Genomic DNA, 23,722 nt, shown 5'->3' on the forward strand with positions numbered 1-23,722 from the left:
TCAGTTTTTCACGTCGGGTTTAGGCTTGTCCAGCTTATCGTCATAGAGGTCGAAATGAATTTTACCGCTGCCATCGACTTGCGCGAGATACACTTGCTCCTGTCGGAGCCCTTTTTTCTCCAGCTGAACGGTTAGCCACTTCCGGTTCTTCCCAGCCGTTGCAAGAGCATCGTCCAGTACATCTCCGTCGCTGATCACCACAAGCGGTTCTCGCTGAGCACGCGGTCTTTTGCCCAGATCCTTCAATGTGATCGGCTGGTGCTCATCCTTAAGCAACACATTGATCTCCCCGCTCGTCTCCATGATGGCGAATTCTACATCGGCGATCTTGAACGCGCTTTTAAGTCGCAGCTGTTCCATCAGCTCATCGGCCGTAAGCCGCTCTTTCTTCAAATTGTCCTCCAGCACTTTGCCGTTCCGAATCAGCACGGTCGCCCGACTGTCCACGAAGTCCCGGACCCGCTTGCTCTTCAGCTGCAGCCATTCGATGCCGAACGATACCCCCGACCAAACGATAAGCGAGACAAGCCCAAGATGCCACTCCGATTCCAAATCGAGCGAAATATACGCCGCCAAGCTGCCGATCGTAATCCCCGTGATGTACTCGAACAAGGACAACTGCGACACTTGCCGTTTGCCGAGCAACTTCGTCAGGAAGAACAGTACCGACACCGCTACCAACGTGCGTACTGCGACTTCCAACCAATCCGCCATACGAACCAACCTCCGTTTAAACATTTCATCAAAAGTCTATAAAAGGAGGGTTGGCAAAAACTGAAAGGAATATGTATCGAAAAAAGAACCCGAAAGCATATCCGCGGCCGGACAGCTCCGAGTTCTTGTTTGAACTACTTCAACATGCCTTTGTAGATGCCGGGCACCGAACCTTCGATCGGAATCGCACCTAACGTCTTGCGGTAAAATTCGACCGGGCCTGCTCCGCCAATAATGCCGTACGCGTACCCAAGCTCCCGAAGACCGTGCATGCTCGCGATCAGCAGAGCGCCGCCGACGCCTTTGCCGCGAGCTTCGACACCAACGCCGGTTGGGCCGAAATAAGCTTTGCAGGTCGATTCGTAGCAGGCGAAGCCTATCAGCTTGTCCTCTTCGATTGCAATATAGCACGACACCGGATGGTTGGAAAATGCAACTTCCGTCTCGCTCGCCCACCCTTCGCCAAAATGCTCCCGCACCCAGTTTACGACCACATGCTTCTCTGGCGCGATCGGACGGCGAATTTCCACGCCTCTATCCGCCACTTGTTTCAACGCAGGCGCTGCCTCAGGCAGCTCGTACAGCTTGACCAACATATCCGGCATTTTCCGGTGCCTCCTTCATCTCTCTGACTCTGATCTGTACCACGGAACCAAATGTTTCAAATCTTGCGCCGTTCCGATTGCGATAGCCGTCCGACAGTCCGGATCCATCCATTGCAGCAGCTCCCGGACGACTTCCATCGGCACGGTCACGCAGCCAGCCGACGAAGAGTCGGGGCCGCCCCATACGTGAAGGAAGATCGCGCTGCCTTGTCCCGCAACGATCGGATGCTCGTTGTATCGAATGACGGCAGCATAAGCATACGGTTCGATTGCCAATCGCTCGTACGAGCTCCACCTCTGTGTCGGCTCACTCTCGCAGCGCACCCATTGATTATAATCCGACGATTCCGGATCGTCCACCCAATAATCGTGCTCGTCCACAACGGTATAGGGCAAGCCTCTCGACGGCATTGGGGCAGGTAAAGTCCCGAACCCTTCCCCCATGGAGAACAGGCCGATTGGCGTACAGTCGTCTCCTTCCCGCTTGTTCGCAGTGATGCCCCGCCTCCCCAGCGCCGCAGCGGACCTCCCGGCCTCCCGCCATTTACCGATGCGAGTGTCCCATTGATACCACCGGAGCACGGCTCGAGCTAATCGAGCGTCTGCGCTATCCACGATCAGCAGCTGCGACCGATCTTCAACTTTGTTCTCGTTCATGCAGCATCTCTCCAGAGGTTCTTGCGATTAGTATACAATAGTGGATGGGGCTTGCTTGGCCTTACGGCTCAATTAGCACAATGGAACTATGCGAATCCCGCACCCCAGCTTCGGTCGCTCGCGACCCAATCACATCCAAGGAGGATCTAACGACAATGACCCGACACATGAAAGCCGATATCGTCATTCTTGGCGGAGGCACCGGAGGCTGCTCCGCTGCGCTGGCGGCGGCCAAACGCGGCAAACGCGTGATCCTGACGGAAGAAACCGACTGGATCGGCGGTCAGCTCACGAGTCAAGCCGTCCCGCCGGACGAGCACAAATGGATCGAGCAGTTCGGCTGCACGCGCAGCTACCGTCAGTTCCGCGACGGAGTGCGCGCCTATTACCGCGACCACTTCCCGCTGACTGCCGAAGCGAGAGCCAATGCGAGGCTGAACCCGGGCGGCGGCGGCGTCAGCCGTCTGTGCCACGAGCCGCGCACGGCGCTAGCCGTGCTGCAGCAAATGCTCGCGCCTTATATTCATAGCGGCCGATTGACTGTGCTCACTCGCCATCTGCTGGTCGATGCGCGCTCCGAAGGCGACACCGTCGTCTCCGCCACGGTGCGTAGCCTGGATTCGGGCGAGCTCGTCGAGTTCGCCGCCCTATACTTCATCGACGCCACCGAATGCGGCGACGTCCTCCCGATGGCCGGCGTCGAATACGTCACCGGCGCGGAATCCAAGGCGCAGACCGGCGAGCCTAACGCATTGGACGGCGAAGCCGATCCGAATGATATGCAAGGCTTCACCTACTGCTTCGCGATGGATTACATCGAGGGCGAAGATCACACGATTGAGAAGCCGGAGCGGTACGACTTCTGGCGTGAGTACAAAGCAAGCTTCTGGCCGGACAAGCTGCTCAGCTGGACCGGTGTTCGTCCGCATACGCTCGAGGAAGTGAAGTACGAGTTGTTTCCCGGCACCGATCGCTATTCTTTATTTTATTACCGGCAAATCGTCGATAAGAACCATTTCGTCCCCGGTACATTACACAGCAGCGTGACGCTCGTCAACTGGCCGCAAAACGATTATTGGCTGGAATCGATCATTGACGTGACGCCGGAGGAGCGCCAAACACGCCTGCAAGACGCCAAGCAGCTCAGCTTCTCCCTGCTCTACTGGCTGCAGACGGAAGCGCCGCGTCCGGACGGAGGCTTCGGCTATCCGGGCCTTCGCTTGCGCAAGGATATCGTCGGCACTGAGGACGGCATGGCGAAATACCCATACATCCGCGAGTCGCGCCGGATCAAGGCGGAATTCACCGTGCTGGAGCAGCATGTCGCGGCGGCGAGCCGACCAAGCGGGGTAGCGGAAGACTTCTTCGATTCCGTAGGCATCGGCTGTTACCGGATCGACTTGCATCCGAGCACGGCGAACCGGCACTATATCGACGTCTCTTCCCTGCCGTTCCAAATTCCGCTCGGCAGCTTGATTCCGATCCGTGTGAACAATCTGCTGCCAGCCTGTAAAAATTTAGGGGTCACCCATATTACGAACGGGTGTTATCGCCTCCATCCGGTCGAGTGGAATATCGGCGAAGCGGCCGGTTATCTTGCCGCTTATTGCCTCGAACACGGCCTCCAGCCGCGGGAGGTTCGCCATACGCCGGAGCATCTTCAGCATTTTCAAAAAATGCTTACGGACGAAGGAATAGAACTAGCTTGGCCTTCCGTACATGCGGTATAATGGTCCCTGATACAAGGAAGCTCTAATTAAAACAATCGGATGAGGTGCTGGACAAATGAGTACATCTATCGTACGTATCGGCGTTGTAGGAGCCGGATCGATCTCCGAAAGCCACCTGAACGCTTACAAAAACAACAATGATGTGCAGCTCGTAGCGATCTGTGATCTGAATGAAGAACGCGCTAAAGCGAAAGCCGAGAAATACGGCATCGCGAACGTGTACACCGACTATCAGGAGATGCTCGCTAATCCGGACATCGACGCGATCAGTGTCTGTACCTGGAACAACTCTCACGCCGCCATCAGCATCGCCGCCCTCCGCGCAGGCAAAAACGTGCTATGCGAGAAGCCGCTCTGCAAGACGGTTGAAGAGGCATACGAAGTGGAGAAAGCGGTTCGTGAATCCGGCAAACAGCTGCAAGTCGGCTTCGTCCGCCGCTATGCATCCAACACTCGCATCGTGAAGCAATTCCTCGACAATGGCGATCTGGGCGAAATCTATTATGCCAAAGCATCCTGCATCCGAAAGCTCGGCAATCCGGGCGGCTGGTTCTCCGACATTGAGCGCTCCGGCGGCGGTCCACTGATCGACGTTGGCGTTCACGTCATCGACCTGTGCTGGTACTTGATGGGCCGTCCGAAGGTGAAATCCGTCAGCGGCAACGCCTACTACAAGCTCGGCAACCGCTCCAACGTGCAAAATCTGAAGTTCTACAAAGCCGCCGACTACAATGCGGAAATTAACACCGTTGAAGATATGGCGAATGCGCTCATCCGTTTCGAGAACGGCGCTTCCATTCTGGTCGATGTGAGCTTCACCCTGCATGCCAAGAAGGATGAGCTGACCGTCAAGCTATACGGCGACAAGGGCGGCGTCGAGCTCGAGCCCGAGCTGGCGCTCGTAACGGAGAAGTACGATACGATCTTGAACTGCACGCCTCAAATCAACAACCTCTCCTTCGACTTCGTAGCCGGCTTCCAGGATGAAGTGGATCATTTCATCGGCGTTTGCCAAGGCGTCAAGGAAACGCTCAGCCCGGTCGAAGACGGCGTAGAAATGATGAAAATCCTTTGCGGCATTTACGAGTCTGCGGCTTCGGGCAAAGAAATTCAGTTCTAATTCGAGATCAACTCTCTCTCCCCTCCTGCACCTGTTTTCAGGGCGGAGGGGTTTTAATTGATTGCGTCTAAATTGGCCTTACCCCTGCGGATTCGGTATACTGGTAGAGTTGGCAAGGAAGTTCTCCGAGATGAGAGGAGCGGATCGGACATATGTTGAGAATTCCTTTCGAAGATGTGAAACACCGTCTGGAGACGGTATTGCTGCAAGAAGGCTTTACTCCCGAGCGGGCGGCCCGCTGTGCGCTTATGTTCACCCAAACGAGCTGCGACGGCGTTTATTCGCACGGCTTGAATCGGTTTCCGGCCTTCGTCGGGTTCATCCGCAAAGGCATTATCGAAGTGAACGCGGAGCCGGTGCTGACGGATGCGCTGGGGGCTATCGAGCGGTGGGACGGGCAGTGCGGACCCGGAAACTTGAACGCGACCTTCGCCATGGACCGTGCGATCGCCCTGTCCAAGCAGTACGGCCTGGGAGCCGTAGCGTTGCGTCGAACGAACCACTGGATGCGAGCCGGCACCTATGGCTGGCAAGCGGCGGAGGCTGGCTGCATCGGAATATGCTGGACGAATACGATGCCTAATATGCCGCCTTGGGGAGGCCGCGAGAGCAAGCTTGGCAACAATCCTCTCGTACTCGCCGTACCCCGTGAAGAAGGCCCGGTTGTGCTCGATATCGCAATGACGCAATATTCCTATGGCAAGCTGAGTACATACGTATTGAGCGGGGACTCCCTCCCTTACGACGGGGGATACGACGAGGACGGGCAATTGACGCGCGACCCGGCGGCTATCGCCAAATCGAGACGTCCGCTGCCGATCGGCTATTGGAAAGGCTCAGGCCTTGCGCTGATGCTCGATCTAATCGCCGTTATGTTAAGCGGCGGCCTCTCCACCCAAGACATCGGCAAGCTGGAGAACGAGCATTCCGTCTCGCAAATTTTCTTAGCCTTTGATTACGAAAAACTGCCGGAGCACAGTGCGCTCCAGCAGCGGGTAAACGGTATATTGAACGATATGAAGTCCAGCTTGCCCATCGAGGAAAGCGGACGCATCCGCTATCCGGGTGAGTCGATCCTCACGACTCGCGAGACGAATCGACGCCTGGGCATCCCGGTTGACGAGACAATCTGGGACAAAATCGCGGCGCTCTAATTACAGGAACGACTTCGCTACTTTGCTTACGGCCTCTGCAACATCGTCGATCGCTTGGCTGTCCGAGAGCAGGACGTTCTGGGTCAGCCACAGCACTTCGTCGGCACACATGCTCTCGCATACCGGGCACTCGTATACAGTTCTGGTGCCGGTCCAGGCTTCCGTTGCATCGAGCACGGCAACGTTGCGATTGAGCGGCACATAGCCGGCCGAGACCGGGATACCTTCCGCTTGGATACGCTTGATGAACTCGTCCTTCACATTCCGCTTCGCGAGCTCAGGGCCGAGCTTGAACATATACAGATGGTAAGCATGTCGGGACACGCGGGCATCCTGCTTCAACAGCTTGACCCCTTCGATTTGTGCGAGAGCTGCCTCGAGTCGAGCCGCGTTTTGCTCCCTCAGCTGCATCTGTTGCTCCAGCCGCGTCATCTGGGCGAGCACGAGCGCTGCTTGGAATTCGGTCATCCGGTAGTTTTGCCCGAGCTTCTCATGCTGGTACCAGCCGCCGTTCGGGATGCGGCCTACGTTACAGATCGACCAGGCGTTTTGCCATAAATCCGTATTGTTCGTCGTGATGATGCCGCCTTCGCCGGCGTTCAGGTTTTTGCTGGATTGCAGGCTGAACGTGCCTAGATCGCCGATAGAGCCGACGCCTTGGCCGTCCCAGGAAGCGCCTACCGCTTGCGCGGCATCTTCAATGACGACAAGGCCGTGCTTGCTCGCGATCTCGTTGATCCGCGTCATGTTAGCCGGTGCGCCGGCAATGTGAACGGCGATAATCGCTTTGGTCTTCGGCGTGATGAGCGCCTCGATTTTCTCAGGATCGATCAGGAGCGTATCCTCTTCGATGTCCGCGAACACGGGAATAACCCCGTAAGCGAGCGCGGCAGTCGCTGTCGCAATGAACGTATAAGGCGGGATGATCACCTCATCGCCGGATCTGACGCCTGCGGCTTGCAGCGCGACTGTAATTGCCACGGTGCCGTTGACGACGCTAACCGCGTGCTTCGCGCCGTGCAGTTGAGCGAATTGCTCTTCCATCTGCGGCAGCTTCGGCTTGTAGCCTGCTTTGCCGGAGCCGCCTGCGCCGCCCCATTTGCCCGATTCCAGCACTTCCTTGAGCAGGTTCAGCTCCAAATCATCATATATCGGCCAAGTCGCGAATCCGGTCGTGCGGACCGGCGTTCCTCCTTGAACGGCAAGGGTGGATGTACTCATGTGTCGTTCTCCTCTCGGAATGTCCTAGTTTGGGTTCCGTGCCTGTTGGCTTGGAATTCACCCTAATCTTAGTACAGTTTCCAAGAGGGGATATGTCATTTTGCGTTACGGAGCGGACAATTTATGACGGAAACCAAAAAAGCGCCTCGTCTCCGAAACGCTTCCTGATCGCTACAACGACTGCTGTCCCAGCTGCAGCTTGGCCATCCGAATCATTTCGCGGACCATCGCTCCACCGATTTCACCACCGACTTTACCGGCCGCTTCCGTCGTTAATTGACCGTTGTCACCTTCATGCAGCGGGATGCCGAGCGAATCGGCGACCTTGAATTTCACGTCGTTCGGCCTTGCCGGATCGACAGCATAGCCTTCCAATTTCATGACATGCACTTTGAACCGGTCCAGCGATTGCCGGGCTTCCGGCACGACCAGACTGCGATTTCTTCTGCGAGCCATCGTCATCACCTCGGTGCTAGTGTGCCCTGCTGCCTAGCGGCTCATGCGATACAGGCGGCAACCAAAATTGTCAGCGAGCAACCGATTTTCCATTAACAAAACAGCAACATTGCATCAAAACACGTTATAATGGATAAGGAACAATTGAGAGTTGGATCGGATTTTTAGAAAGAGGTGATAAAATCATAATGAATATTGCGTTTTTCTTAGTACCGAAGAAGGATGTCATCTGCTTGACCGAGCAATCTACATTGCGCCAAGCGCTGGAGCGGATGGAGTATCATCGATATACGGCGGTGCCGATTTTGAGTGAAGACGGCCGTTATGTGGGGACGATGACGGAAGGCGATTTGCTGTGGTTTATGAAAAATTCCGAGGAAATCTCGTTCGATAACGCGCACCGGGTGCTTGTATCCGAAGTGCCGATGCGCATCACGAATACCCCTGTGCATATCAACGCGAATATGAGCGATTTGATTACGAAAGCAAAGGTGCAAAATTTCGTACCGGTCATGGACGACATGGAGCGATTCATCGGCATCGTGCGGCGGAGCGACATCATCGAGTATTGTGCCCAGCAGCTGTTTACGCTATCCGGCGAAAACTCGGCGGTGTAAAGGGTTTAATTGGTTGGAAAGGAGCCCTAAGGGGGCTTCTTTTTTGTATGCTGATTAGGGTCGCCCTTGTATGATAAATCGTACAAGTTGACCAGAGGCAAGGATTGAGTTGACTTAGCTTCTACACTCCCTCCTCCTGCCCTCTTCGCTCCTCCTTTCATTCATCGCGTTACGTTTTTTCATCCTTCACTCTCGTCACCCAGTCCGGAAAAGTCGGACTAGAGCGTATAATGGCCCTTTTCTTTCCGATATGTCAAAAAACCGCCAGCTTCGAGAGCTGACGGTTCAGATCATAAATTAACCAGTAAACTCTTGCACCCACTCGCCGTTGTAGTAAGCTACGCCGATCTTCTTGAAGTTCGGGTTCAAGATGTTCTCGCGGTGACCTTGGCTGTTCATCCAAGCGGTCATCACTTCTTGAGGCGTGCGTTGGCCTTTGGCAATGTTCTCGCCCGCATAGCTGAACGGGATGTTGTACGACTTCATCATGTCGAATGGAGACCCGTACGTCGGAGAAACATGGTCAAAGTAGTTGCGATTGTACATATCCTTCGCCTTGTCCATCGCCATGTTCGCCAAGGCGGCATCGCTAGTCAATGCGCGAAGTCCGGCTTTGGCGCGTTCTTGGTTCACCAGCGTCACAACTTGCTGCGCAAATGTGGAATCCTGCGTGCCAGGCTGCGTCGGGGACGGTGTCGGCGTTGGTGCAGGAACTGGCGTTGGCTTCGGTGTCGGAATCGGTGTCGGCGTTGGTGCAGGAACTGGTGCCGGTGTTGTTGGTGTCGGTGTTGGATTTGGCTTCACGACCGGAGGCGTTGGCGGCTTGACAGGAGTCGTCTGACCTGGCCACTGGATCATAGCGCCTGGGAACAGCTGCTGCAGCTTTTTCGTCCAATCGATATTGCCTTGAAGAAAGTCTTGCAAATTTACTTGCTGAACGCTGTAATACACTTTCACATTCGAGTTGCCTGTATAGTTAGAGTCCGGCGATGCTGCGGAAGCCGAACCGGCTGCTGCTCCGCCGATCACGCCGACTGCCAATACGCCTGCCATCAACTGCTTGTTGAACTTTTTCAAAATACTCCACTCTCCTTATCGGCCTGCGAGGTTAGCTGACGGATTCGGGTCAAAGAGTAATCACCCGGCCGCATCGACTGCGGCTTCACCCCAAAAGTGGTTCCCCCGTGCTTAGTAGCTTCGGCCTTGTTTTGTTTGGTACCTGAACATTGTAGCATGGTTCTATTCGAGAATTCATGCCGCAATGTATGGCAGTCAAACCTGAAAGTGGATATATCCGAGCGAAATGCCGTGATTATTTAAAGGCATTAATAAAATCGACCGCTTTGCGAATATCGACTTCCGGTTGATCCCCGACTTCACGCTCAATAGTCAGGTAGCCGGTATAACCGATGTCCTGCAGCGCTTTGAAGTAATTCACGAAATCGACTTTGCCTTCGCCGAGCGGCACTTCGCGGAACACTTCTCCGGAACGGACCATTTCGGCAATTTTGCCGTGATCCATCGGCGCGTAGCCCAGCGAACCGTAAATTTCTCGAGGATCGACTTCTTTATAGCGAATGCCGTCCTTCACATGCGTATGAACGATATAATCCTTCAGCGTGTACACCCCTTGCACCGGATCGTCGCCGGTTACCATCACCTGATTGGCCGGATCGAAGTTGACGGACACGCCGCGGCTGCTTAGCGTATCGAGGAAGCTCTTAAGATGAACTGCCGTCTCAGGTCCGGTCTCAATAGCGAAAAAACCGCCCATATTGGTGGCATACTGGCTGAGCTCTTCGCAGGCTGCATGCATGGCAGCGAATACCGATCCGTTCTTATCGTGAGGCACAACGCCGATATGCGTCGTCACGATATTCGTGCCGAGATCTTGAGCCAGATCCAGAATACGTTTGGATTTCTCTACCTTCGCCGGGTTCGCATCCACGTCCTGGAAGCCATGACCGCCAAGGTCGCCGCAAAGTGCCGATATTTCCAGACCAAGCGAATCGATATAGGCCTTCAGTTCTTTCCGCTGCGCGGCATCCAAGTTCGCCGGATCCATCTCGCCTGCAATCGCATAAATCTGCACACCCTGGGCGCCGACTTCCTTCGCTTTTTTCAAACCCTCGCGTACGCCGATGCCAAAGCTGTCTACGATAACTCCGATTTTGTTGGTCAGTTTCATAGTTCTCCTCATCCTTCTTTATTGCAAGTATAGTTAATCCCATTAAATAGCTACGGCGACAATCCTTCCAGCAAATAAAGCTGAAACAACTCGTATATTTGCTCCTTACTAAGCGGCTCATGCGTCAGATCCCACTCATAAATAAAGGCGATATACAGCTTCAACATGACAAATGCCGTAATTTTCGGATCGCAGGGCCGCAAATAGCCCTGATCGACTGCCTCCTGCACCTTGCGGGTAATAAATCCGAGCACCGCCGATTCGATCTCGCGGATCGCTTCTTGCGCTTGCGGCGTCCCCATATCGCGCACTTCATGCGTTAGCTTGAGCGTTAACTCATGCGACCGTCGAAAATCGAGCAGCGCATAAAGCGCCGCCTGCAAATTTTCGATAAACGTCTTGTCCGGGTGAAGCACCCGTTCGGCTACCGCCTTCATCTCCGCGATCAGCTTGCGCAATATTTCATCGAACAGCTCTTCTTTATTTTTGAAAAACGTGTAAATCGTGCCTTTGCCAACATTGGCGATTTTAGCCACCTGATCCATCGTCGTCGCCTTGTAACCGAACAGCGTAAACGATTTTTCCGCCGCCTCCAGCACACTTGCCTTGCGATCCACCGACATCCCCTGCTTTCTTGCTCTAGAGCGACTTGACCATCCCGCCGTCGACCAACAACGCCTGTCCGGTCACATATGTATTGGCGAACGAGCCCAGGAATACGGCATATCGTGCGAATTCCTCGGGTGTCCCATAACGGCCGACCGGGATTTGGGTTAGAAACGCCGCTTCTACCTCTTCCGGAGACAGCTGCTTAAGCTGAGCGACCCGAGCGTCCAGCTGCCGAATCCGGTCCGTCAAAATGCGTCCTGGCGCTACAGTGTTGACGAGAATTTGATCCTTCGCCAGCTCGGTAGCCAAGCTTTTCGTCAGCGCGTAGACACCTGCCCGGAATACATTGGACAGCATCAAGTCCTGGATCGGCTGTTTGATAGAGATCGAGCTCAGATTGACGATTCTGCCTTCTCCTGCAGCCCGCATATGCGGCAACGACGCGCGAATAAGCCGAATAACGCTCATCAAATTGTTGTCGAACGCGCTCTGCCATACGTTGTCGTCGAATTGCTCGAACGATCCACCGGGAGGACCTCCAGCGTTGGTCACCAGAACATCCAACCCGCCGTGAGCGTCGACAGCCGACTGAACAGCCGCTTCAATCAGCTCCGGACTTGCCACATCGAGCGTCACCGGATGCACATATTGTCCGGTAGCTTCCCGAATTTCAGCAACCGCTTCATCCAGATGCTCGGCGCTTCGGCTCGCGATCGTAACCTTGGCGCCTTCTCTTGCATATTCCAACGCAGTGGCTCGTCCCAGCCCTTTGCTCGCTGCCGTGACTAACACCGATTTTCCATCCAGCCGTAAATCCATCGAGGGTTCCCCATCCCTTCCCCTAACTTGTGATGCAGCTTGTCTTAAGACTGGAATATCAAATTTTTCTCATATTGCGTCAATCGGCGTGCCGGGATATCCAACACGATGCGGCCCCTGGCCAATCCCCAGATGCGGGTAGCAAAGCGTTCGGCCAAATCCAAGTTCTGCATGCTGCAGATCGCTACCAGCTCTTGGCGTTGACAAAGCGACTTGAAATCTTGCATGACCCGGTCGGCCGACTGCGGATCCAGTCCCTTGATCGGTTCGTCCGCGACGATAACCTTCGCGCCTTGTGCGAGCGCCCGCGCTATCGCTACCCGCTGGGATTCGCCTCCGCTTAGCTTGCTCGCTTTCTCATGCGCCTTATCCAGCAGTCCGACCTTCTCGAGGTAGTCCATTCCGAGCACGTGCTCGTCTGTCGAGACGGTGCCCGTCAGCTTGCGCCAGAGCGGTGTATAGAAGAAACGGCCGCCCAGCACAACCTTAAGCGCGCTGAGATTCGGATTCATCATAGGCTTCTCATCGAGAAACGCCCATTCCTTGCGAAGCTTGATTCTATCGGTCCACTTCGGCGTGGTTAAGTCTGTGCCGTTATATATCAGCTGCCCTTCCGTCCACTTATCTTTGAGGGCAACGCATTTGAGCAGCGTCGTCTTCCCGCTGCCGCTGCCGCCTACAACCGCAATCAGCTCGCCCCGATCCGCCTGGAAGCTGATCTTAGACAATATTTCGGTCCCATCCACGAGCTGCTTCGATAAATTTCTGACGATGATCATCCAACGATTCCCCCTAGGCTAGCCTTGCCTGTCCTTGAGCCATTATACCATAATCCGGCATCAAATCACGAAGCAAATAGCCGAAGACGAACCGACTCGAATTGGAATCGGCACGTTCCGGCTGCGGTGGACGAAGCTTTAATTGTCCTTGCTGTGCGCCTTCGTAGGAAGCTGCTGATCCGGCTTCTTGCCGCCGAACCGTCTGCGGTTACGTTCATCGTTCGCTTGCTTCTTGTGAAGCTTGGCCAACCATTGCTCGAGGCTTTCCATCGTCGCTGTCCCCCCTTGGCCATTAGCTTGCCCCGTGAGGAAACGATTCACTCCGGAACCGCGTCAGTAAAGCTTGTCCAGCACCGACTTGGCCGTCTTCTCCAGCGCTGCGAATGCCGAATCCTGCAGCCTCAGAGCCAGAATAGTAGAGAGCACGTCAATCGCGTGCAGCTGCGACAGCTTCGCCGAGAAGGAGCCTCCCGCCAGCGGAGCTTCCTTGGAAGCGGTCAGCAGGACGACATCCGAGACGCGAGTGATCGGCGATTTGGCATGTCCGGTCAAGCAGACCGTCCTGACTCCGTTCGACTTCGCCAGTTGGAGCGCATCAACCAGATCTCGCGTGCTCCCGGACACAGAGAGACCTACGACGACATCCTGCGGAGTCGCCATAGCCGCCTGCATCTTCATCAGATGCGTATCCGTCTCGGCCTGCACGTGAATGCCCAGCCGCAGCAACCGATGTTTGGCATCCAGTGCGCTAAGACCGGACGTGCCGATGCCGAGGAACCAAATCGTTCTGGCCGCGAGCAGCATGTCCGCCGCTTGTTGAACCGCACCGAGGTCGATCAGCGCCGCGCTGTCTTGAATCGCCTGAGCGTTGATCGCCGTAAGTTTGCTCAGCACATCCTCAGCACTGTCGCTCTCCTCGATCTCCCCCAGCACCTGAAACGCAGGTGAAGATAGATGCTGAGCGACCGATAGCTTGAATTCCTGATACCCCTGGAACCCCAGCTTGCGGCAAAAACGAAGGACGGAAGTTTCTCCAACTCCCGCCTTCTCCGCCATATCGGTGATTGACGTGTAGACCGCGGCTTCCGGGTCATGCAGCACCGTCTCGGCTACCCGCTTCTCCGATTTGGTGAACGACCCAAGATGGCTAGTGATCGAGAGCAAGGTTGGATTCCCCGCTCCGGCTACAGAACCGGTTACAGAACCAGCTGTAGCTCCTGCCCCAGACCTGGCTTCAGATTCCGTTCGCTCGATGCCTGCGCTTAAGCTTCCGCCCACAGCCGCTTGATGTTGTTCAGACCGGTCACGATGCCCCATTTGCACTCTTCTTTCCCTTCGAACTCCAGCGAAAGATAGCCGTCATAGCCGGATGCCTTGATGACGCGGACCATCTCCGGCATATCGATGTCTCCTTGACCGACGATCGCTCCGCGCAAGTAAGTGCCGTGCGCTGATGGGAACCAGCCGTCGCCAGGATTGCGGTAAGACGGACGAATGTAGAAATCTTTGAAATGCACCATCGAGGCGTGCGGCAAGCTCTTCTTCACTGCGGCGATCGGATTTTCGTCTACGCACAGGAAGTTGCCCACGTCAAGCGTTGTCCGGAAATTGGCGCGGTCCACCACATGAACAAGACGCAGCACACGCTCGCTGTTTTGCACGAAGTAGCCGTGGTTCTCGATGCTCGTCGTAATCCCGAATTGGGAGGCATAATCGGCGACAGCGCGGCAAGCTTCCACTAGTGATGGGAAGTCGCGGTCGAATTGAGCCGGCGTCGTATCCGGAATCGGACGGGATGCGATGTCGTGCCGCATTTTTTTGGCCCCGAGACGGTGCACGACATCAACGTGACGCTTCACTCGCTCAATCTCCGCTTCGAACTGCTCGCGCGTTTCCGTAATGAAGTTCGCGCCGATTGCATAGTTGGATATTTCAATACCGGCTTCTTTCGCCTTCGCTACAATTTGATCGGTTAATTCAGGGTTGTCCACAAGGGAAAAATCGATCGGCACGATTTCGATATGCGCCCCGCCATTGTCGGCTACCCATTGGATCGCGCCCAGGATGTCCATTTCATTTTTGCGCATCGCGCCTAACAAGCTGTAAGAGCTGACTCCCAATTTCATCGCGGTACGGTCTCCTTCTCCACGGTTAGGTTTGCTAGTTGTAGGTTGCTAAAGTGTTTCGCTTACAGTAACTTTTCAGTTGCGCTGACGAGGGATTCGTCCTCCGGCGTCACTTTCGGGCCGAACCGAACGGAGATATTCCCCTCCCGGTCGATCAGAAACTTCTCGAAATTCCACATCACCGGTTCTTCCGGTCGGTCCGAATGAGTCGTGAGCCAAGTATAGAGCGGATGGCGCTCGTCCCCGATGGCATGAACCTTCTCGAACAGAGGGAATGTCACATCGTAGTTCAAGGAGCAAAATTCCATGATCTCTTCCATCGTACCCGGCTCTTGGCCGGCGAAATCATTGGATGGGAACGCCAAGATGCGGAATCCACGATCCTTATACTTGCGGTAAAGCGCCTCCAGCCCTGCATATTGAGGGGTCAAGCCGCATTGGGAAGCCACGTTGACGATCAGCAGCACTTCGCCCTTGTAGGCGGATAGCGTACCGGATTGTCCCTTGGCATCATTCACTGGAACATCGAACAAGGAGCTCATAGACATTATCCCTCCATTCTCTTTTCATTCCATAGTATAGCACTCGCTTGACCGTTGGAAAAGGATGAGAGCGCCAAGCTAAGCGGGTTCGAGAAAAGAGATCATGGTTCGTAAAAGAGATCATTGCTTCTCCTGACGGGGTATGATAAAATAGTGATCTTTTCAATCGGATTCTCACCACAAGGAATGGAAGGTGACGAGCGTAGTGGACACCGAAGTGAAAGTCGCGTATGAGGAAGAGCTGGAGAAGCTGAATCGGACCACAAGCTGGATCGACGCCAAGCTGAAGGAGCTGCAATCGATTCCTCGTTATTACGGCAACGATTACACCGAACAGGCGCTCGATGCCATCCGTGAGCAAGCGCGGCGTCAGATGGGCAAGGCGACGGATGAACCGTATTTCGGCCGCATGGACTTCCAAGAGAGCGGGACGGCCAAGGTCAAGCCGCTCTACATCGGCAAGTTCGGCGTCGAGAACGACGACACGAGCGAGCCGCTGATCATCGATTGGCGCGCTCCGATCGCGAGCCTCTTCTATTCGTTCACCGGAGGCGAAGATCCGGCGGCCTATGATTCTCCCGACGGGATCATCGACGGACTCGTCTATTTGAAGCGAAATCTCGTCATCCGCAAGCAGCTGCTGCAGCGTGTGGTGGATACGTACGCTCGCGGCGGGGATCAAGTGGCCGTGAACGACGAGTTTCTGTTGTACCGGCTCGGCGAGAACAAGGACAACAAGCTGCGGGATATCGTCTCAACGATTCAGGCCGAGCAGGACCGGATCATCCGTTCCGCCCGCCAGACGGCGATGGTCATTCAAGGCGTTGCCGGCAGCGGCAAAACGACGGTTGCGCTTCATCGACTCGCTTTCCTGCTCTATCAATACCGGGACATTGTGAAGGCGGAGCGGATGATCATCTTCGCGCCGAACCAGATGTTCCTGGACTATATCTCGTCCGTGCTGCCTGAGCTTGGTGTAGGCAGCATCCAGCAGACGACATTTGCGGATTGGGCGTTCGAGGTGCTCGAGGAGGATAAGCTGAAGCTGGCCGATCCGACGGATACGCTCGCCAATTGGTTCGCACCGGGAGCGGCACGTCCGGAGATCGACGATTATACGCCGGGGCGGTTCAAAGGCTGGATCGGCTTCCAATCGATCCTCGACGAGGCGCTCGATCGGTATGAAGCCCACTTCATGCCGGAAGGCGATTTCGAGCCTTGGCCGATGGCAAGGCTGCGGACGTCGACCATTCGGGAGTGGTTCACGACCGAGTATCGCCACTATCCTTTATATAAACGCAAGGAACGAGTCCACGCCCGGATCAAACGTTGGATCGAGATGGAGCTCGATCTCGTGCGCGACCCCGGCAGGCGCAAAGAGTTCAAGAGCAAGGCATCGGTCAAGCTGCGCACATATATGAAGACATGGCCGGATCATACGCCGTTCCGCTTCTATGCCGATTGGCTCGGTGGCAAGCTGTCCGCAGGCCCTGGATCGATGCCATCGCCGCTGCCTGCATCGATCTCCGCCGTCTCGCTTAAAGGGCTTGCGAAGAAGATCGTGCAACCGGAAGATCTAGCTCCGCTTCTGCATGTGCACGACCGCTTCTACGGCATCGACAGCGACCGCATCTTCGATCATATCGTCATCGACGAAGCGCAGGATTTCTCGCCGTTCCAGGTTGCGCTTCTGAATCGCCATGTGAAGAGCGGCTCGTTCACGATTTTGGGCGATCTGTCGCAGGGCATTCACGCGTATCAAGGTGTGCTGGACTGGAACGAGATGCTCGGCCTGTTCCCGGCCGGCACCACCGCCTTCCACCAGCTCGAGCGGAGCTATCGGTCGACGATGGAGATTATCCGGTTCGCTAACGTCGTGCTGGAGCGCAGCGTGCCGGCCGCCGTCCCGGCGATCCCGGTGTTCCGCAGCGGCGAGAAGGTGCGGCTGCTGCCGACGCCGGCGGCGGCGCGCATCGGCGCCATCGCCGACGCGGTTGCGCGGTCCCGGGCCGGCGAGGCGACGACGGTCGCCGTCATCGGCCGCACCGAGCGCGAGTGCGAGGCGCTGCACAGAGCGTTGCTTAGCGTCGGCATCGAGGCGACGCTGATCGGCGCAGGCGAGCGACGCTACAGCGGCGGCGTCTCCGTCCTGGCGGTGTACCTCGCCAAGGGGCTCGAGTTCGACGCGGTCATCCTCGTCGACGTGGATGAGACCCGCTACAGCGCGAACGTGCAGGACGGCAAGCTGCTGTACGTCGGCTGTACGCGCGCGCTCCATCAACTGTGGATCCACTACGAAGGACGCGTCTCCCCGCTCGTGGAGACGGAGGACACCGAGCTCGTCGAGGACGTTTCGTCGACCTAGGCGACCTAGGCGACCTAGGCGACCTAGGCACGAGTTCCCCAGTTTCTCCTCACCGGAGCGGGGCTCCGTGATTGTTCATTTATTTTTTGAGGGCGGATACCCCATCATTTTTTTGAACACGCGGTTGAAATGCGCCTGGTCGCTGTAGCCGAGATAGTCGGCCACCTCGCCGATCGTCAGCTTCGTGTTGAGGATCAGATCGCGCGCGGAGTGCACCCGCACCTGGTGCAGGTAAGTAATCGGCGTCATCCCGGTTACTTCCTTGAACGATTGGGTGACATAGTTCGGAGCCCGATCCACGAGCTCGGCAAGCTCCTGAATGCGGATCGACTCGCGGTAATGCTCCACAATGTAATCCTGCACCTTTCGCATCAGCCGCAGCTTGATCGAAGCGAAACCCTCTTCCGCGAGCGCTTGGACAAAATAACCGAGCAGCTCGATCGCAATCCCCGTGCACACCACCTCGTCGTGCTTCTTGCGCCGGAACCAGTGCTGGATCAGCAGCATGAACCTCTGCTTCATGTAATCGAAATTGCGTGTCCCTACCTTCTTGTAAGCGGAAGGAACCACGTCGGAGAACGGGCCGTCCGGCTGCAGGAGGAAATGCACGGAATACTTCTGATGCGGCCCTTCCGGGGCGTTGTGTCCCGATCGCAGGGCGCCTTTCGGAATGTACAGCAAATCTCCCTTCTCCAGCAAAACCGTCTCCCCTTCAATCACGTAGACGGCCCTTCCCTGAACGGTCAGGATCAAAATATCCGTCAGCGTGGCGGCCTCTTCCTTGTGCCAATCGGGGGTCATATCGTCCAAATATACCGATACGAGCTCAAACATGCGCAGTCCCTCCTTTCTCCCCATTATACTTGGAAAACCTTAGAATCATACAAATAAAAGTTGTTTTCACAATAGCAATCCACCTTCGCTTCCCCCTACAATGAAGACAGACTTACAAAGAGAGGAGCTGGATTTCATGGCCGTATACCCTATCGCCGCCGCCGAGGACATCCCGCCCGGCACATTCCGAATCGTACAAGCGGAAGGACGCTCCATCGGCGTGTACAACGTGAAGGGCGAATACTACGCCGTTCACAATTACTGCCCGCATCAAGGCGCGGAATTATGCAAAGGGCCGATCTGCGGCACAACGCTGGAATCGCAGGTGCATGAGTACATTTACGGACGCGACCAGGAAATACTGCGCTGTCCGTGGCATGGCTGGGAGTTCGATTTGAAAACCGGCAAGTCGCTGTTCAGCGGCAAGGTCCGGGTGCGCACATACCCGGTCGTAGTGGTGCAAGGAACAATCAGTCTGGTCATCGGCGCGAAGGAGGCGACTCACTCATGAAACCCCAAACGACGGAACGATTGCCGATTATCGACTGCGACGTCCATAACCAAACTCGCAGCGGATACGATCTGATCCCCTACCTGGATGAGCCGTGGCGCAGCTACGCGCTCCGCTCCGGCATCCCGAACGCCGGGCTGCCTTATTCAAGCCCGATCGGGAACAAGCGGAAGGATGCCGATCCGCCCAGCGGTTTGCCCGTCGGGTCAGACCCCGAGTACATGCTGCAGCATTTCCTGGAGCCGTTCAACGTCGAATATGCCATGCTGTGCTCCGACACGATCATTTCCAGCTCCGCCTTTGCCGATATCGATTATGTTGCGGCGATCTGCCGCGCGTACAATGACTACCTGCTCGCGGAATGGATCCCCAAGAGCCCGCGATTCAAGGGCTACATGTGCATCCCGAGCCAGCACCCCGAGGAAGCGGTCCGCGAGATCGACCGGATCGGGCCGCATCCGGACATCGTCGCCGTCTGCGTGTCGGGCGGGTCGCAGATGCCGTACGGGCATCGGTACTACCATCCGATTTATGAAGCGTGCGCGCGTCATGGCCTGCCGTTCCTGCTCCATCCGGGCAGCGAGGGCTCCGGCATTTACAGCGCGCCGACCGCCGCCGGTTACGTCTCGAACTACCTGCAATGGCACACCTGCCTGCCGCAGACGTTTATGGCCCACCTCGTCAGCTTCGTGTGCGAGGGCGTATTCGAGAAATACCCCGACTTCAAAGTCATCCTTTGCGAGGGAGGCGTCTCTTGGCTTCCTCCGCTGCTGTGGCGGCTGGACAAAAACTTCAAGGCGCTGCGGGCTACCGCACCTTGGCTGAAGCGGCTGCCCAGCGAATATGCCCGGGACCATGTCTATTTCACGACGCAGCCGATCGAGGAGCCGGATAACCCGAAGCACCTCGAGGCGATGTTCGAAATGTTCGATGCAGAGCACATGCTGCTGTTCTCGAGCGACTACCCGCACTGGGACTTCGACGATCCGACGAAAATCCTGTCGCGCCTGCCGATCGAGAAGAAACGGCGAATCTTCAGCGAGAACGCGCGCCAGTTGTTTGGGCTGCCGTAAGAGAGCGACCGGGTTCCACCTAGGCGCGCCTGCAAACCTCCAGGTTCCAGCTCGTACCATGCCATAGGTCCAGTAGCGAAACGATGGCAAATACGGTACGATAAAGGAAGAAGAACCGCATGGACCGATTTCATTCGATCAATCCTTGCTGACAATCGGGAGGTATCGCAGTCAAAATGACCTATTCCCTTCGCGAAGAGATCGCCAACGCCATCAGCCACGGCATCGGAGCTGTGCTGAGCATCGCCGCGCTCGTGTTGCTTATCGTCTATTCCAGCTTGTTCGGAACCGCCTGGCATATCGTCAGCTTTACAATTTTCGGCGTGACGATGGTGCTGCTGTATACGTTCTCGACGTTGCTCCATAGCTTCCCGCAGCATCGGAGGGTGAAGAAAGTATTCGAGATTCTCGACCATTCCGCCATCTACCTGCTGATAGCCGGCACGTATACGCCTTTTCTGCTCGTTGCACTGCGGGGACCGCTTGGTTGGACACTTTTCGGCATCGTCTGGGGGTTAGCCGTCTTCGGCATCGCCTTCAAAGCGTTTTTCGTCGACCGGTTCACCGTCCTCTCCACCCTATTCTATATCGCCATGGGCTGGCTCATTATCATCGCCATCAAACCATTGTACGAGAGCATCCCGTTCGGCGGCCTGTTCTGGCTGATGCTAGGTGGAGTTCTCTATACGGTGGGAACGGTGTTCTACATTTGGCGCCGCATCCCCTACCATCATGCGATTTGGCATACGTTCGTCATAGGCGGCACCAGCTGCCACTTTTTCGCCGTCCTCCTCTATCTATTGCCTGTCAGCAACGTTTGACCTTCTAGAAAGAAATCGGACCTGTCGGCCTCGAAAGAGCGCAGCAGGTTTTTTTCGTTATAGTAAAATAATCCATCCCAAACATTCGTTCCTGTGCTATAGTAGATCATATTCTATCGAATGGATCGGATTTTTCCACATTGCATGCTCGTTTCACTCTCGCTCAGGAAGGTTGGTTCTGCGCCGATGGCCGTTTTTTTCGAATTTGTCCGCAAGTCGTTCCAGCAGCGTTTCGTGTACCGGATGAACTCCTATGTGGCGATTATCAGCACTTGGCTCGGGTTGTTCATTATGATCAGCGTATGGCAGGCCTTGTTCAGAGGCAAAGAAGCCGTAAACGGAGTTACGTTCGAAGACATATTGAATCTGGTCGTCATCAACACGGTTGTCGGGTCGCTGCTTCGTTCTCGTATGGGACAAAAAATCGGTGAACGCGTCGCTGACGGTACGATCAGCATCGATCTAATTCGTCCTTATTCATTCAAAAGCTATTATGTGGCGGACTCGCTCGGGGACAATTTGTTCGGCTTCCTGTTCAGCACGATTCCCGCTACAGCTTTGGCTGTCGTCATTTGGGGCTTTCGCCTGCCCGACGATCCGGCGCGGATCGGTTTGTTCCTGCTTAGCCTGCTCGGCGGCCTGCTCCTTATGTTCCAGATCAACTACATGTTCGGGCTGATCGCCATTTGGCTCAAGACGTCCTGGATCGTCAATGCGGTAACTGACGCCGCTTTCGATCTGTTCGCCGGCATCTTCGTGCCGCTCTGGTTTTATCCGCAATGGCTGTATGCGATCGCTCAATGTTTGCCGTTCCACTTGGTTACGTTTCGTCCGATCTCGATCTTTCTCGGCAAAACGACGATCGCCGGCGCTTGGCTGATCATCGGCGCGCAGGCGGTGTGGATGCTCGTCCTGCTCGTCATCGAACGTTGGATGTGGCGCCGGGCGCAAGTCAAATTCGACGTATTCGGAGGCTGACCAACGATGAGCTATTTTCCACTGTATTGGGCGTTCGTCCGAATCAAGCTGAAAAGCATGACCGAATATCGCAGCTCCTTCCTGCTCGTCACGGTGTCCAAGACGATCATGATCGGCGCCGAGCTTGCGCTTGTATGGCTGCTCGTTTATCGGTTCCAGACGATCGCGGGCTGGAGCACCTACGAGATCATGCTGCTTTTCGGCCTGAATATGGCTTCTTACGCGCTGGCGGGTTTCTTTTTCTATCATCCATTCGTTTATTTGCCGAGGCGTATTCAAACAGGCGAGTTCGACGAAATATTGACGAAGCCTCTTAATCCATTCTTGTACTTGCTCAGCCGAGAATTTAGCACCGGGTATTTCAGCAATTTGACCGTCGCGTTCGTTGCGGTGACGATTGCCTTCGTGAAGCTCGGAGTATCGCTCGGTCCGCTCGACCTGCTGTTTCTCGTTTTGGTGTTGATCGGCGGGGCTCTCATTCAAGCGTCGGCATTCGTGTATACGGCCGTTCCCGCCTTCTGGGTCATTCAGAGCGGGAACCTGAGTCGGCTTATGTTCGATTTCAAAGGTTTCGTCCGTTACCCGCTGACCGCTTACAACGGTGTTATCCAAGTGCTGCTAACGCTGATCATTCCGTTCGCCTTCATCAACTTTTATCCGGCTCAATATTTTCTCGGCAAAGACGACTTCCTCATGTTTCACCCGTTCTTTCAATATTTGACACCGCTTGTCGGCCTGGCGATGTTCGCGCTCGCCTATTGGTTCTGGACCGTCGGCATCCGACATTATCGCAGCACAGGCTCATAAGGAGGCGGTTACAAGTTATGGCGCTTATTGAAGTAAGCCATCTGACCAAGCAATTTCAAATTTTCAAACGCGAGCCGGGCTTCTGGAACACGCTCCGCTCCTTCGTCAGCCGAGAATACGAGACGAAAACCGCGGTCGCCGGCATCTCCTTTTCGATTGAGGCCGGCGAGCTAGTCGGCTACATCGGCCCCAACGGAGCGGGCAAGTCGACCACGATCAAGACGCTGTCAGGCATTCTAACGCCAACCTACGGATCTGTCGTTGTGGATGGCCGGGTACCGCACGAGAACCGCCGCGAGAACGCCAAGCAGATCGGCGTCGTCTTCGGCCAGCGCTCGCAGCTGTATTGGGATTTGCCGATGCTCGACACATTCGACCTGTACCGCAAAATGTTCAAGATTGAGTCGGCTACCTTCAAGCGCAACGTCGACTTTTTCATCGAGCTTCTTGAGATGCAGGAGTTTCTATCGCGTCCAGTCCGTCAGCTCAGCCTAGGGCAAAAAATGCGCGCCGAGCTAGCCGTTGCCTTACTGCACGATCCGAAGATCGTCTATCTGGACGAGCCTACGATCGGGCTGGACGTGCTGGCCAAAAGCCGCATTCGAACGTTCATCCGCGAGGTGAACAAGGAAAAAGGCACGACGGTCATCCTGACCACGCACGATATGGACGATATCGAACAAATTTGCAGCCGGTTGATCATGATCGATCGCGGGACCGTCATCTATGACGGGGCTTTGAGTCGATTCAAATCGGAGTATAGCCCGGGACACTTGCTGTCCGTGGAATTCGTCGAGGAGCGGGTGCAGCTGGAGGAGCCGCGCCTTCAGATCATCCATGAGGAAGGGCCGCGCAAACAAATTTTGTTCCGGCACGACGAAATCTCGGTCGCCGACGCCATCTCCTACGTGACCCGCCACTTCAACATTCTGGACCTGCAGCTGAAGGAGCCGAAGATTGAGGATATTTTGAAGGATATTTATAGTCGGAAGTAAT

Annotated in this window: 26 protein-coding genes and 1 riboswitch; of the genes, 11 read left to right on the top strand and 15 right to left on the bottom strand. The window is 55.6% G+C overall.

Annotated features, from left to right (window positions below):
* From PKO02S_RS01260 to PKO02S_RS01270, 3 genes are all read right to left on the bottom strand, one after another.
* Positions 1-714, bottom strand: coding sequence for a DUF421 domain-containing protein (locus tag PKO02S_RS01260; RefSeq protein WP_127579218.1), 714 nt, complete (start codon positions 712-714; stop codon positions 1-3).
* A gap of 134 nt (positions 715-848) precedes the next feature.
* Complete coding sequence (locus tag PKO02S_RS01265) at positions 849-1,319, bottom strand: GNAT family N-acetyltransferase (RefSeq protein WP_127579220.1); 471 nt, start codon at positions 1,317-1,319, stop codon at positions 849-851.
* A gap of 15 nt (positions 1,320-1,334) precedes the next feature.
* On the bottom strand, positions 1,335-1,976 hold the full coding sequence (locus PKO02S_RS01270) for a L,D-transpeptidase family protein (protein ID WP_127579222.1): 642 nt from the start codon (positions 1,974-1,976) through the stop codon (positions 1,335-1,337).
* Positions 1,977-2,131: 155 nt separating this feature from the next.
* Here PKO02S_RS01270 and PKO02S_RS01275 point away from each other — a divergent pair, with 155 nt between their 5' ends.
* From PKO02S_RS01275 to yiaK, 3 genes are all read left to right on the top strand, one after another.
* On the top strand, positions 2,132-3,706 hold the full coding sequence (locus PKO02S_RS01275; RefSeq protein ID WP_127579224.1) for an FAD-dependent oxidoreductase: 1,575 nt from the start codon (positions 2,132-2,134) through the stop codon (positions 3,704-3,706).
* A 55-nt stretch (positions 3,707-3,761) separates the two neighbouring features.
* Positions 3,762-4,826: a Gfo/Idh/MocA family protein gene (locus PKO02S_RS01280; RefSeq protein ID WP_127579226.1), complete on the top strand. Its 1,065-nt coding sequence runs from the start codon at positions 3,762-3,764 to the stop codon at positions 4,824-4,826.
* 152 nt (positions 4,827-4,978) lie between these two features.
* Positions 4,979-5,980, top strand: coding sequence for a 3-dehydro-L-gulonate 2-dehydrogenase (gene yiaK / locus PKO02S_RS01285; protein WP_174819864.1), 1,002 nt, complete (start codon positions 4,979-4,981; stop codon positions 5,978-5,980).
* Here yiaK and PKO02S_RS01290 read toward each other — a convergent pair whose 3' ends face one another.
* Complete coding sequence (locus tag PKO02S_RS01290) at positions 5,981-7,201, bottom strand: DegT/DnrJ/EryC1/StrS family aminotransferase (RefSeq protein WP_127579228.1); 1,221 nt, start codon at positions 7,199-7,201, stop codon at positions 5,981-5,983.
* Between the two features lie 171 nt (positions 7,202-7,372).
* Positions 7,373-7,657, bottom strand: a complete 285-nt coding sequence (locus PKO02S_RS01295) for an alpha/beta-type small acid-soluble spore protein (protein ID WP_127579230.1) — start codon at positions 7,655-7,657, stop codon at positions 7,373-7,375.
* A 188-nt stretch (positions 7,658-7,845) separates the two neighbouring features.
* On the opposite strand from PKO02S_RS01295, the gene PKO02S_RS01300 reads away from it, so the two are divergent.
* The gene (locus PKO02S_RS01300; RefSeq protein ID WP_127579232.1) at positions 7,846-8,274 is read left to right on the top strand and encodes a CBS domain-containing protein; all 429 of its coding nucleotides are present in this window, start codon (positions 7,846-7,848) and stop codon (positions 8,272-8,274) included.
* A 297-nt stretch (positions 8,275-8,571) separates the two neighbouring features.
* On the opposite strand, the gene PKO02S_RS01305 is transcribed toward PKO02S_RS01300, so the two are convergent.
* The 9 genes from PKO02S_RS01305 to PKO02S_RS01345 form a co-directional block, all read right to left on the bottom strand.
* On the bottom strand, positions 8,572-9,354 hold the full coding sequence (locus PKO02S_RS01305) for a CAP domain-containing protein (RefSeq protein ID WP_444980881.1): 783 nt from the start codon (positions 9,352-9,354) through the stop codon (positions 8,572-8,574).
* Between the two features lies 1 nt (position 9,355).
* Positions 9,356-9,487: riboswitch (cyclic di-AMP (ydaO/yuaA leader) on the bottom strand.
* A 99-nt stretch (positions 9,488-9,586) separates the two neighbouring features.
* Positions 9,587-10,462 carry a sugar phosphate isomerase/epimerase family protein gene (locus PKO02S_RS01310; RefSeq protein WP_127579234.1) on the bottom strand — a complete coding sequence of 292 codons (876 nt, stop codon included), beginning with the start codon at positions 10,460-10,462 and terminating at the stop codon, positions 9,587-9,589.
* Between the two features lie 50 nt (positions 10,463-10,512).
* Positions 10,513-11,085, bottom strand: coding sequence for a TetR/AcrR family transcriptional regulator (locus PKO02S_RS01315; RefSeq protein ID WP_127579236.1), 573 nt, complete (start codon positions 11,083-11,085; stop codon positions 10,513-10,515).
* A 16-nt stretch (positions 11,086-11,101) separates the two neighbouring features.
* Positions 11,102-11,890, bottom strand: a complete 789-nt coding sequence (locus tag PKO02S_RS01320; RefSeq protein ID WP_127579238.1) for an SDR family oxidoreductase — start codon at positions 11,888-11,890, stop codon at positions 11,102-11,104.
* Between the two features lie 44 nt (positions 11,891-11,934).
* Entirely contained in the window at positions 11,935-12,669 is a 735-nt protein-coding gene (locus tag PKO02S_RS01325) for a phosphonate ABC transporter ATP-binding protein (protein WP_127579240.1), read from the bottom strand.
* A 138-nt stretch (positions 12,670-12,807) separates the two neighbouring features.
* Positions 12,808-12,939 carry a DUF4023 family protein gene (locus PKO02S_RS01330; RefSeq protein ID WP_127579242.1) on the bottom strand — a complete coding sequence of 44 codons (132 nt, stop codon included), beginning with the start codon at positions 12,937-12,939 and terminating at the stop codon, positions 12,808-12,810.
* Between the two features lie 63 nt (positions 12,940-13,002).
* Positions 13,003-13,986 carry a MurR/RpiR family transcriptional regulator gene (locus PKO02S_RS01335; RefSeq protein ID WP_127579245.1) on the bottom strand — a complete coding sequence of 328 codons (984 nt, stop codon included), beginning with the start codon at positions 13,984-13,986 and terminating at the stop codon, positions 13,003-13,005.
* Positions 13,932-14,795, bottom strand: a complete 864-nt coding sequence (locus PKO02S_RS01340; RefSeq protein ID WP_127579247.1) for a sugar phosphate isomerase/epimerase family protein — start codon at positions 14,793-14,795, stop codon at positions 13,932-13,934. The genes PKO02S_RS01335 and PKO02S_RS01340 overlap by 55 nt, the downstream gene beginning before the upstream one ends.
* A gap of 62 nt (positions 14,796-14,857) precedes the next feature.
* A complete protein-coding gene (locus PKO02S_RS01345; protein ID WP_127579249.1) occupies positions 14,858-15,337 on the bottom strand; it encodes a glutathione peroxidase in 480 nt (159 codons plus the stop codon).
* A 205-nt stretch (positions 15,338-15,542) separates the two neighbouring features.
* On the opposite strand from PKO02S_RS01345, the gene PKO02S_RS01350 reads away from it, so the two are divergent.
* A complete protein-coding gene (locus PKO02S_RS01350; RefSeq protein WP_127579357.1) occupies positions 15,543-17,702 on the top strand; it encodes a HelD family protein in 2,160 nt (719 codons plus the stop codon).
* A 75-nt stretch (positions 17,703-17,777) separates the two neighbouring features.
* Here PKO02S_RS01350 and PKO02S_RS01355 read toward each other — a convergent pair whose 3' ends face one another.
* The gene (locus tag PKO02S_RS01355; RefSeq protein WP_164821231.1) at positions 17,778-18,536 is read right to left on the bottom strand and encodes an AraC family transcriptional regulator; all 759 of its coding nucleotides are present in this window, start codon (positions 18,534-18,536) and stop codon (positions 17,778-17,780) included.
* A 136-nt stretch (positions 18,537-18,672) separates the two neighbouring features.
* Between PKO02S_RS01355 and PKO02S_RS01360 the strand changes: the two genes are divergently transcribed.
* From PKO02S_RS01360 to PKO02S_RS01385, 6 genes are all read left to right on the top strand, one after another.
* Positions 18,673-19,047, top strand: a complete 375-nt coding sequence (locus PKO02S_RS01360; RefSeq protein WP_127579254.1) for a Rieske (2Fe-2S) protein — start codon at positions 18,673-18,675, stop codon at positions 19,045-19,047.
* Positions 19,044-20,120, top strand: coding sequence for an amidohydrolase family protein (locus PKO02S_RS01365; protein WP_127579256.1), 1,077 nt, complete (start codon positions 19,044-19,046; stop codon positions 20,118-20,120). Before PKO02S_RS01360 ends, PKO02S_RS01365 begins: the two co-directional genes overlap by 4 nt.
* Positions 20,121-20,296: 176 nt before the next feature.
* The gene (gene trhA / locus PKO02S_RS01370; RefSeq protein ID WP_127579258.1) at positions 20,297-20,941 is read left to right on the top strand and encodes a PAQR family membrane homeostasis protein TrhA; all 645 of its coding nucleotides are present in this window, start codon (positions 20,297-20,299) and stop codon (positions 20,939-20,941) included.
* 186 nt (positions 20,942-21,127) lie between these two features.
* Complete coding sequence (locus PKO02S_RS01375) at positions 21,128-21,919, top strand: ABC transporter permease (protein ID WP_164821232.1); 792 nt, start codon at positions 21,128-21,130, stop codon at positions 21,917-21,919.
* Between the two features lie 6 nt (positions 21,920-21,925).
* Positions 21,926-22,726 (top strand): ABC transporter permease, encoded by an 801-nt coding sequence (locus tag PKO02S_RS01380; RefSeq protein WP_127579262.1) that lies wholly within the window; start codon positions 21,926-21,928, stop codon positions 22,724-22,726.
* Positions 22,727-22,743: 17 nt separating this feature from the next.
* Positions 22,744-23,721, top strand: coding sequence for an ABC transporter ATP-binding protein (locus PKO02S_RS01385; protein WP_127579264.1), 978 nt, complete (start codon positions 22,744-22,746; stop codon positions 23,719-23,721).
* Position 23,722: the final 1 nt, after the last annotated feature.

The sequence above is a fragment of the Paenibacillus koleovorans NBRC 103111 genome, assembly GCF_004000845.1.
GTDB lineage: Bacteria > Bacillota > Bacilli > Paenibacillales > NBRC-103111 > Paenibacillus_AA > Paenibacillus_AA koleovorans.

Bases quoted from the DNA above. Each gene is read 5' to 3' on its own strand.
- trhA (WP_127579258.1), top strand. From the start codon at position 20,297: ATGACCTATTCCCTTCGCGAAGAGATCGCCAACGCCATCAGCCACGGC.
- PKO02S_RS01310 (WP_127579234.1), bottom strand. From the start codon at position 10,462: ATGAAACTGACCAACAAAATCGGAGTTATCGTAGACAGCTTTGGCATC.
- PKO02S_RS01280 (WP_127579226.1), top strand. From the start codon at position 3,762: ATGAGTACATCTATCGTACGTATCGGCGTTGTAGGAGCCGGATCGATC.
- PKO02S_RS01300 (WP_127579232.1), top strand. From the start codon at position 7,846: ATGAATATTGCGTTTTTCTTAGTACCGAAGAAGGATGTCATCTGCTTG.
- PKO02S_RS01320 (WP_127579238.1), bottom strand. From the start codon at position 11,890: ATGGATTTACGGCTGGATGGAAAATCGGTGTTAGTCACGGCAGCGAGC.
- PKO02S_RS01295 (WP_127579230.1), bottom strand. From the start codon at position 7,657: ATGGCTCGCAGAAGAAATCGCAGTCTGGTCGTGCCGGAAGCCCGGCAA.
- PKO02S_RS01270 (WP_127579222.1), bottom strand. From the start codon at position 1,976: ATGAACGAGAACAAAGTTGAAGATCGGTCGCAGCTGCTGATCGTGGAT.
- PKO02S_RS01345 (WP_127579249.1), bottom strand. From the start codon at position 15,337: ATGAGCTCCTTGTTCGATGTTCCAGTGAATGATGCCAAGGGACAATCC.
- PKO02S_RS01260 (WP_127579218.1), bottom strand. From the start codon at position 714: ATGGCGGATTGGTTGGAAGTCGCAGTACGCACGTTGGTAGCGGTGTCG.
- PKO02S_RS01340 (WP_127579247.1), bottom strand. From the start codon at position 14,795: ATGAAATTGGGAGTCAGCTCTTACAGCTTGTTAGGCGCGATGCGCAAA.
- PKO02S_RS01360 (WP_127579254.1), top strand. From the start codon at position 18,673: ATGGCCGTATACCCTATCGCCGCCGCCGAGGACATCCCGCCCGGCACA.
- PKO02S_RS01325 (WP_127579240.1), bottom strand. From the start codon at position 12,669: ATGATCATCGTCAGAAATTTATCGAAGCAGCTCGTGGATGGGACCGAA.
- PKO02S_RS01380 (WP_127579262.1), top strand. From the start codon at position 21,926: ATGAGCTATTTTCCACTGTATTGGGCGTTCGTCCGAATCAAGCTGAAA.
- PKO02S_RS01265 (WP_127579220.1), bottom strand. From the start codon at position 1,319: ATGCCGGATATGTTGGTCAAGCTGTACGAGCTGCCTGAGGCAGCGCCT.
- PKO02S_RS01335 (WP_127579245.1), bottom strand. From the start codon at position 13,986: ATGGGGCATCGTGACCGGTCTGAACAACATCAAGCGGCTGTGGGCGGA.
- PKO02S_RS01315 (WP_127579236.1), bottom strand. From the start codon at position 11,085: ATGTCGGTGGATCGCAAGGCAAGTGTGCTGGAGGCGGCGGAAAAATCG.
- yiaK (WP_174819864.1), top strand. From the start codon at position 4,979: ATGTTGAGAATTCCTTTCGAAGATGTGAAACACCGTCTGGAGACGGTA.
- PKO02S_RS01365 (WP_127579256.1), top strand. From the start codon at position 19,044: ATGAAACCCCAAACGACGGAACGATTGCCGATTATCGACTGCGACGTC.
- PKO02S_RS01330 (WP_127579242.1), bottom strand. From the start codon at position 12,939: ATGGAAAGCCTCGAGCAATGGTTGGCCAAGCTTCACAAGAAGCAAGCG.
- PKO02S_RS01375 (WP_164821232.1), top strand. From the start codon at position 21,128: ATGGCCGTTTTTTTCGAATTTGTCCGCAAGTCGTTCCAGCAGCGTTTC.
- PKO02S_RS01275 (WP_127579224.1), top strand. From the start codon at position 2,132: ATGACCCGACACATGAAAGCCGATATCGTCATTCTTGGCGGAGGCACC.
- PKO02S_RS01355 (WP_164821231.1), bottom strand. From the start codon at position 18,536: ATGTTTGAGCTCGTATCGGTATATTTGGACGATATGACCCCCGATTGG.
- PKO02S_RS01290 (WP_127579228.1), bottom strand. From the start codon at position 7,201: ATGAGTACATCCACCCTTGCCGTTCAAGGAGGAACGCCGGTCCGCACG.
- PKO02S_RS01385 (WP_127579264.1), top strand. From the start codon at position 22,744: ATGGCGCTTATTGAAGTAAGCCATCTGACCAAGCAATTTCAAATTTTC.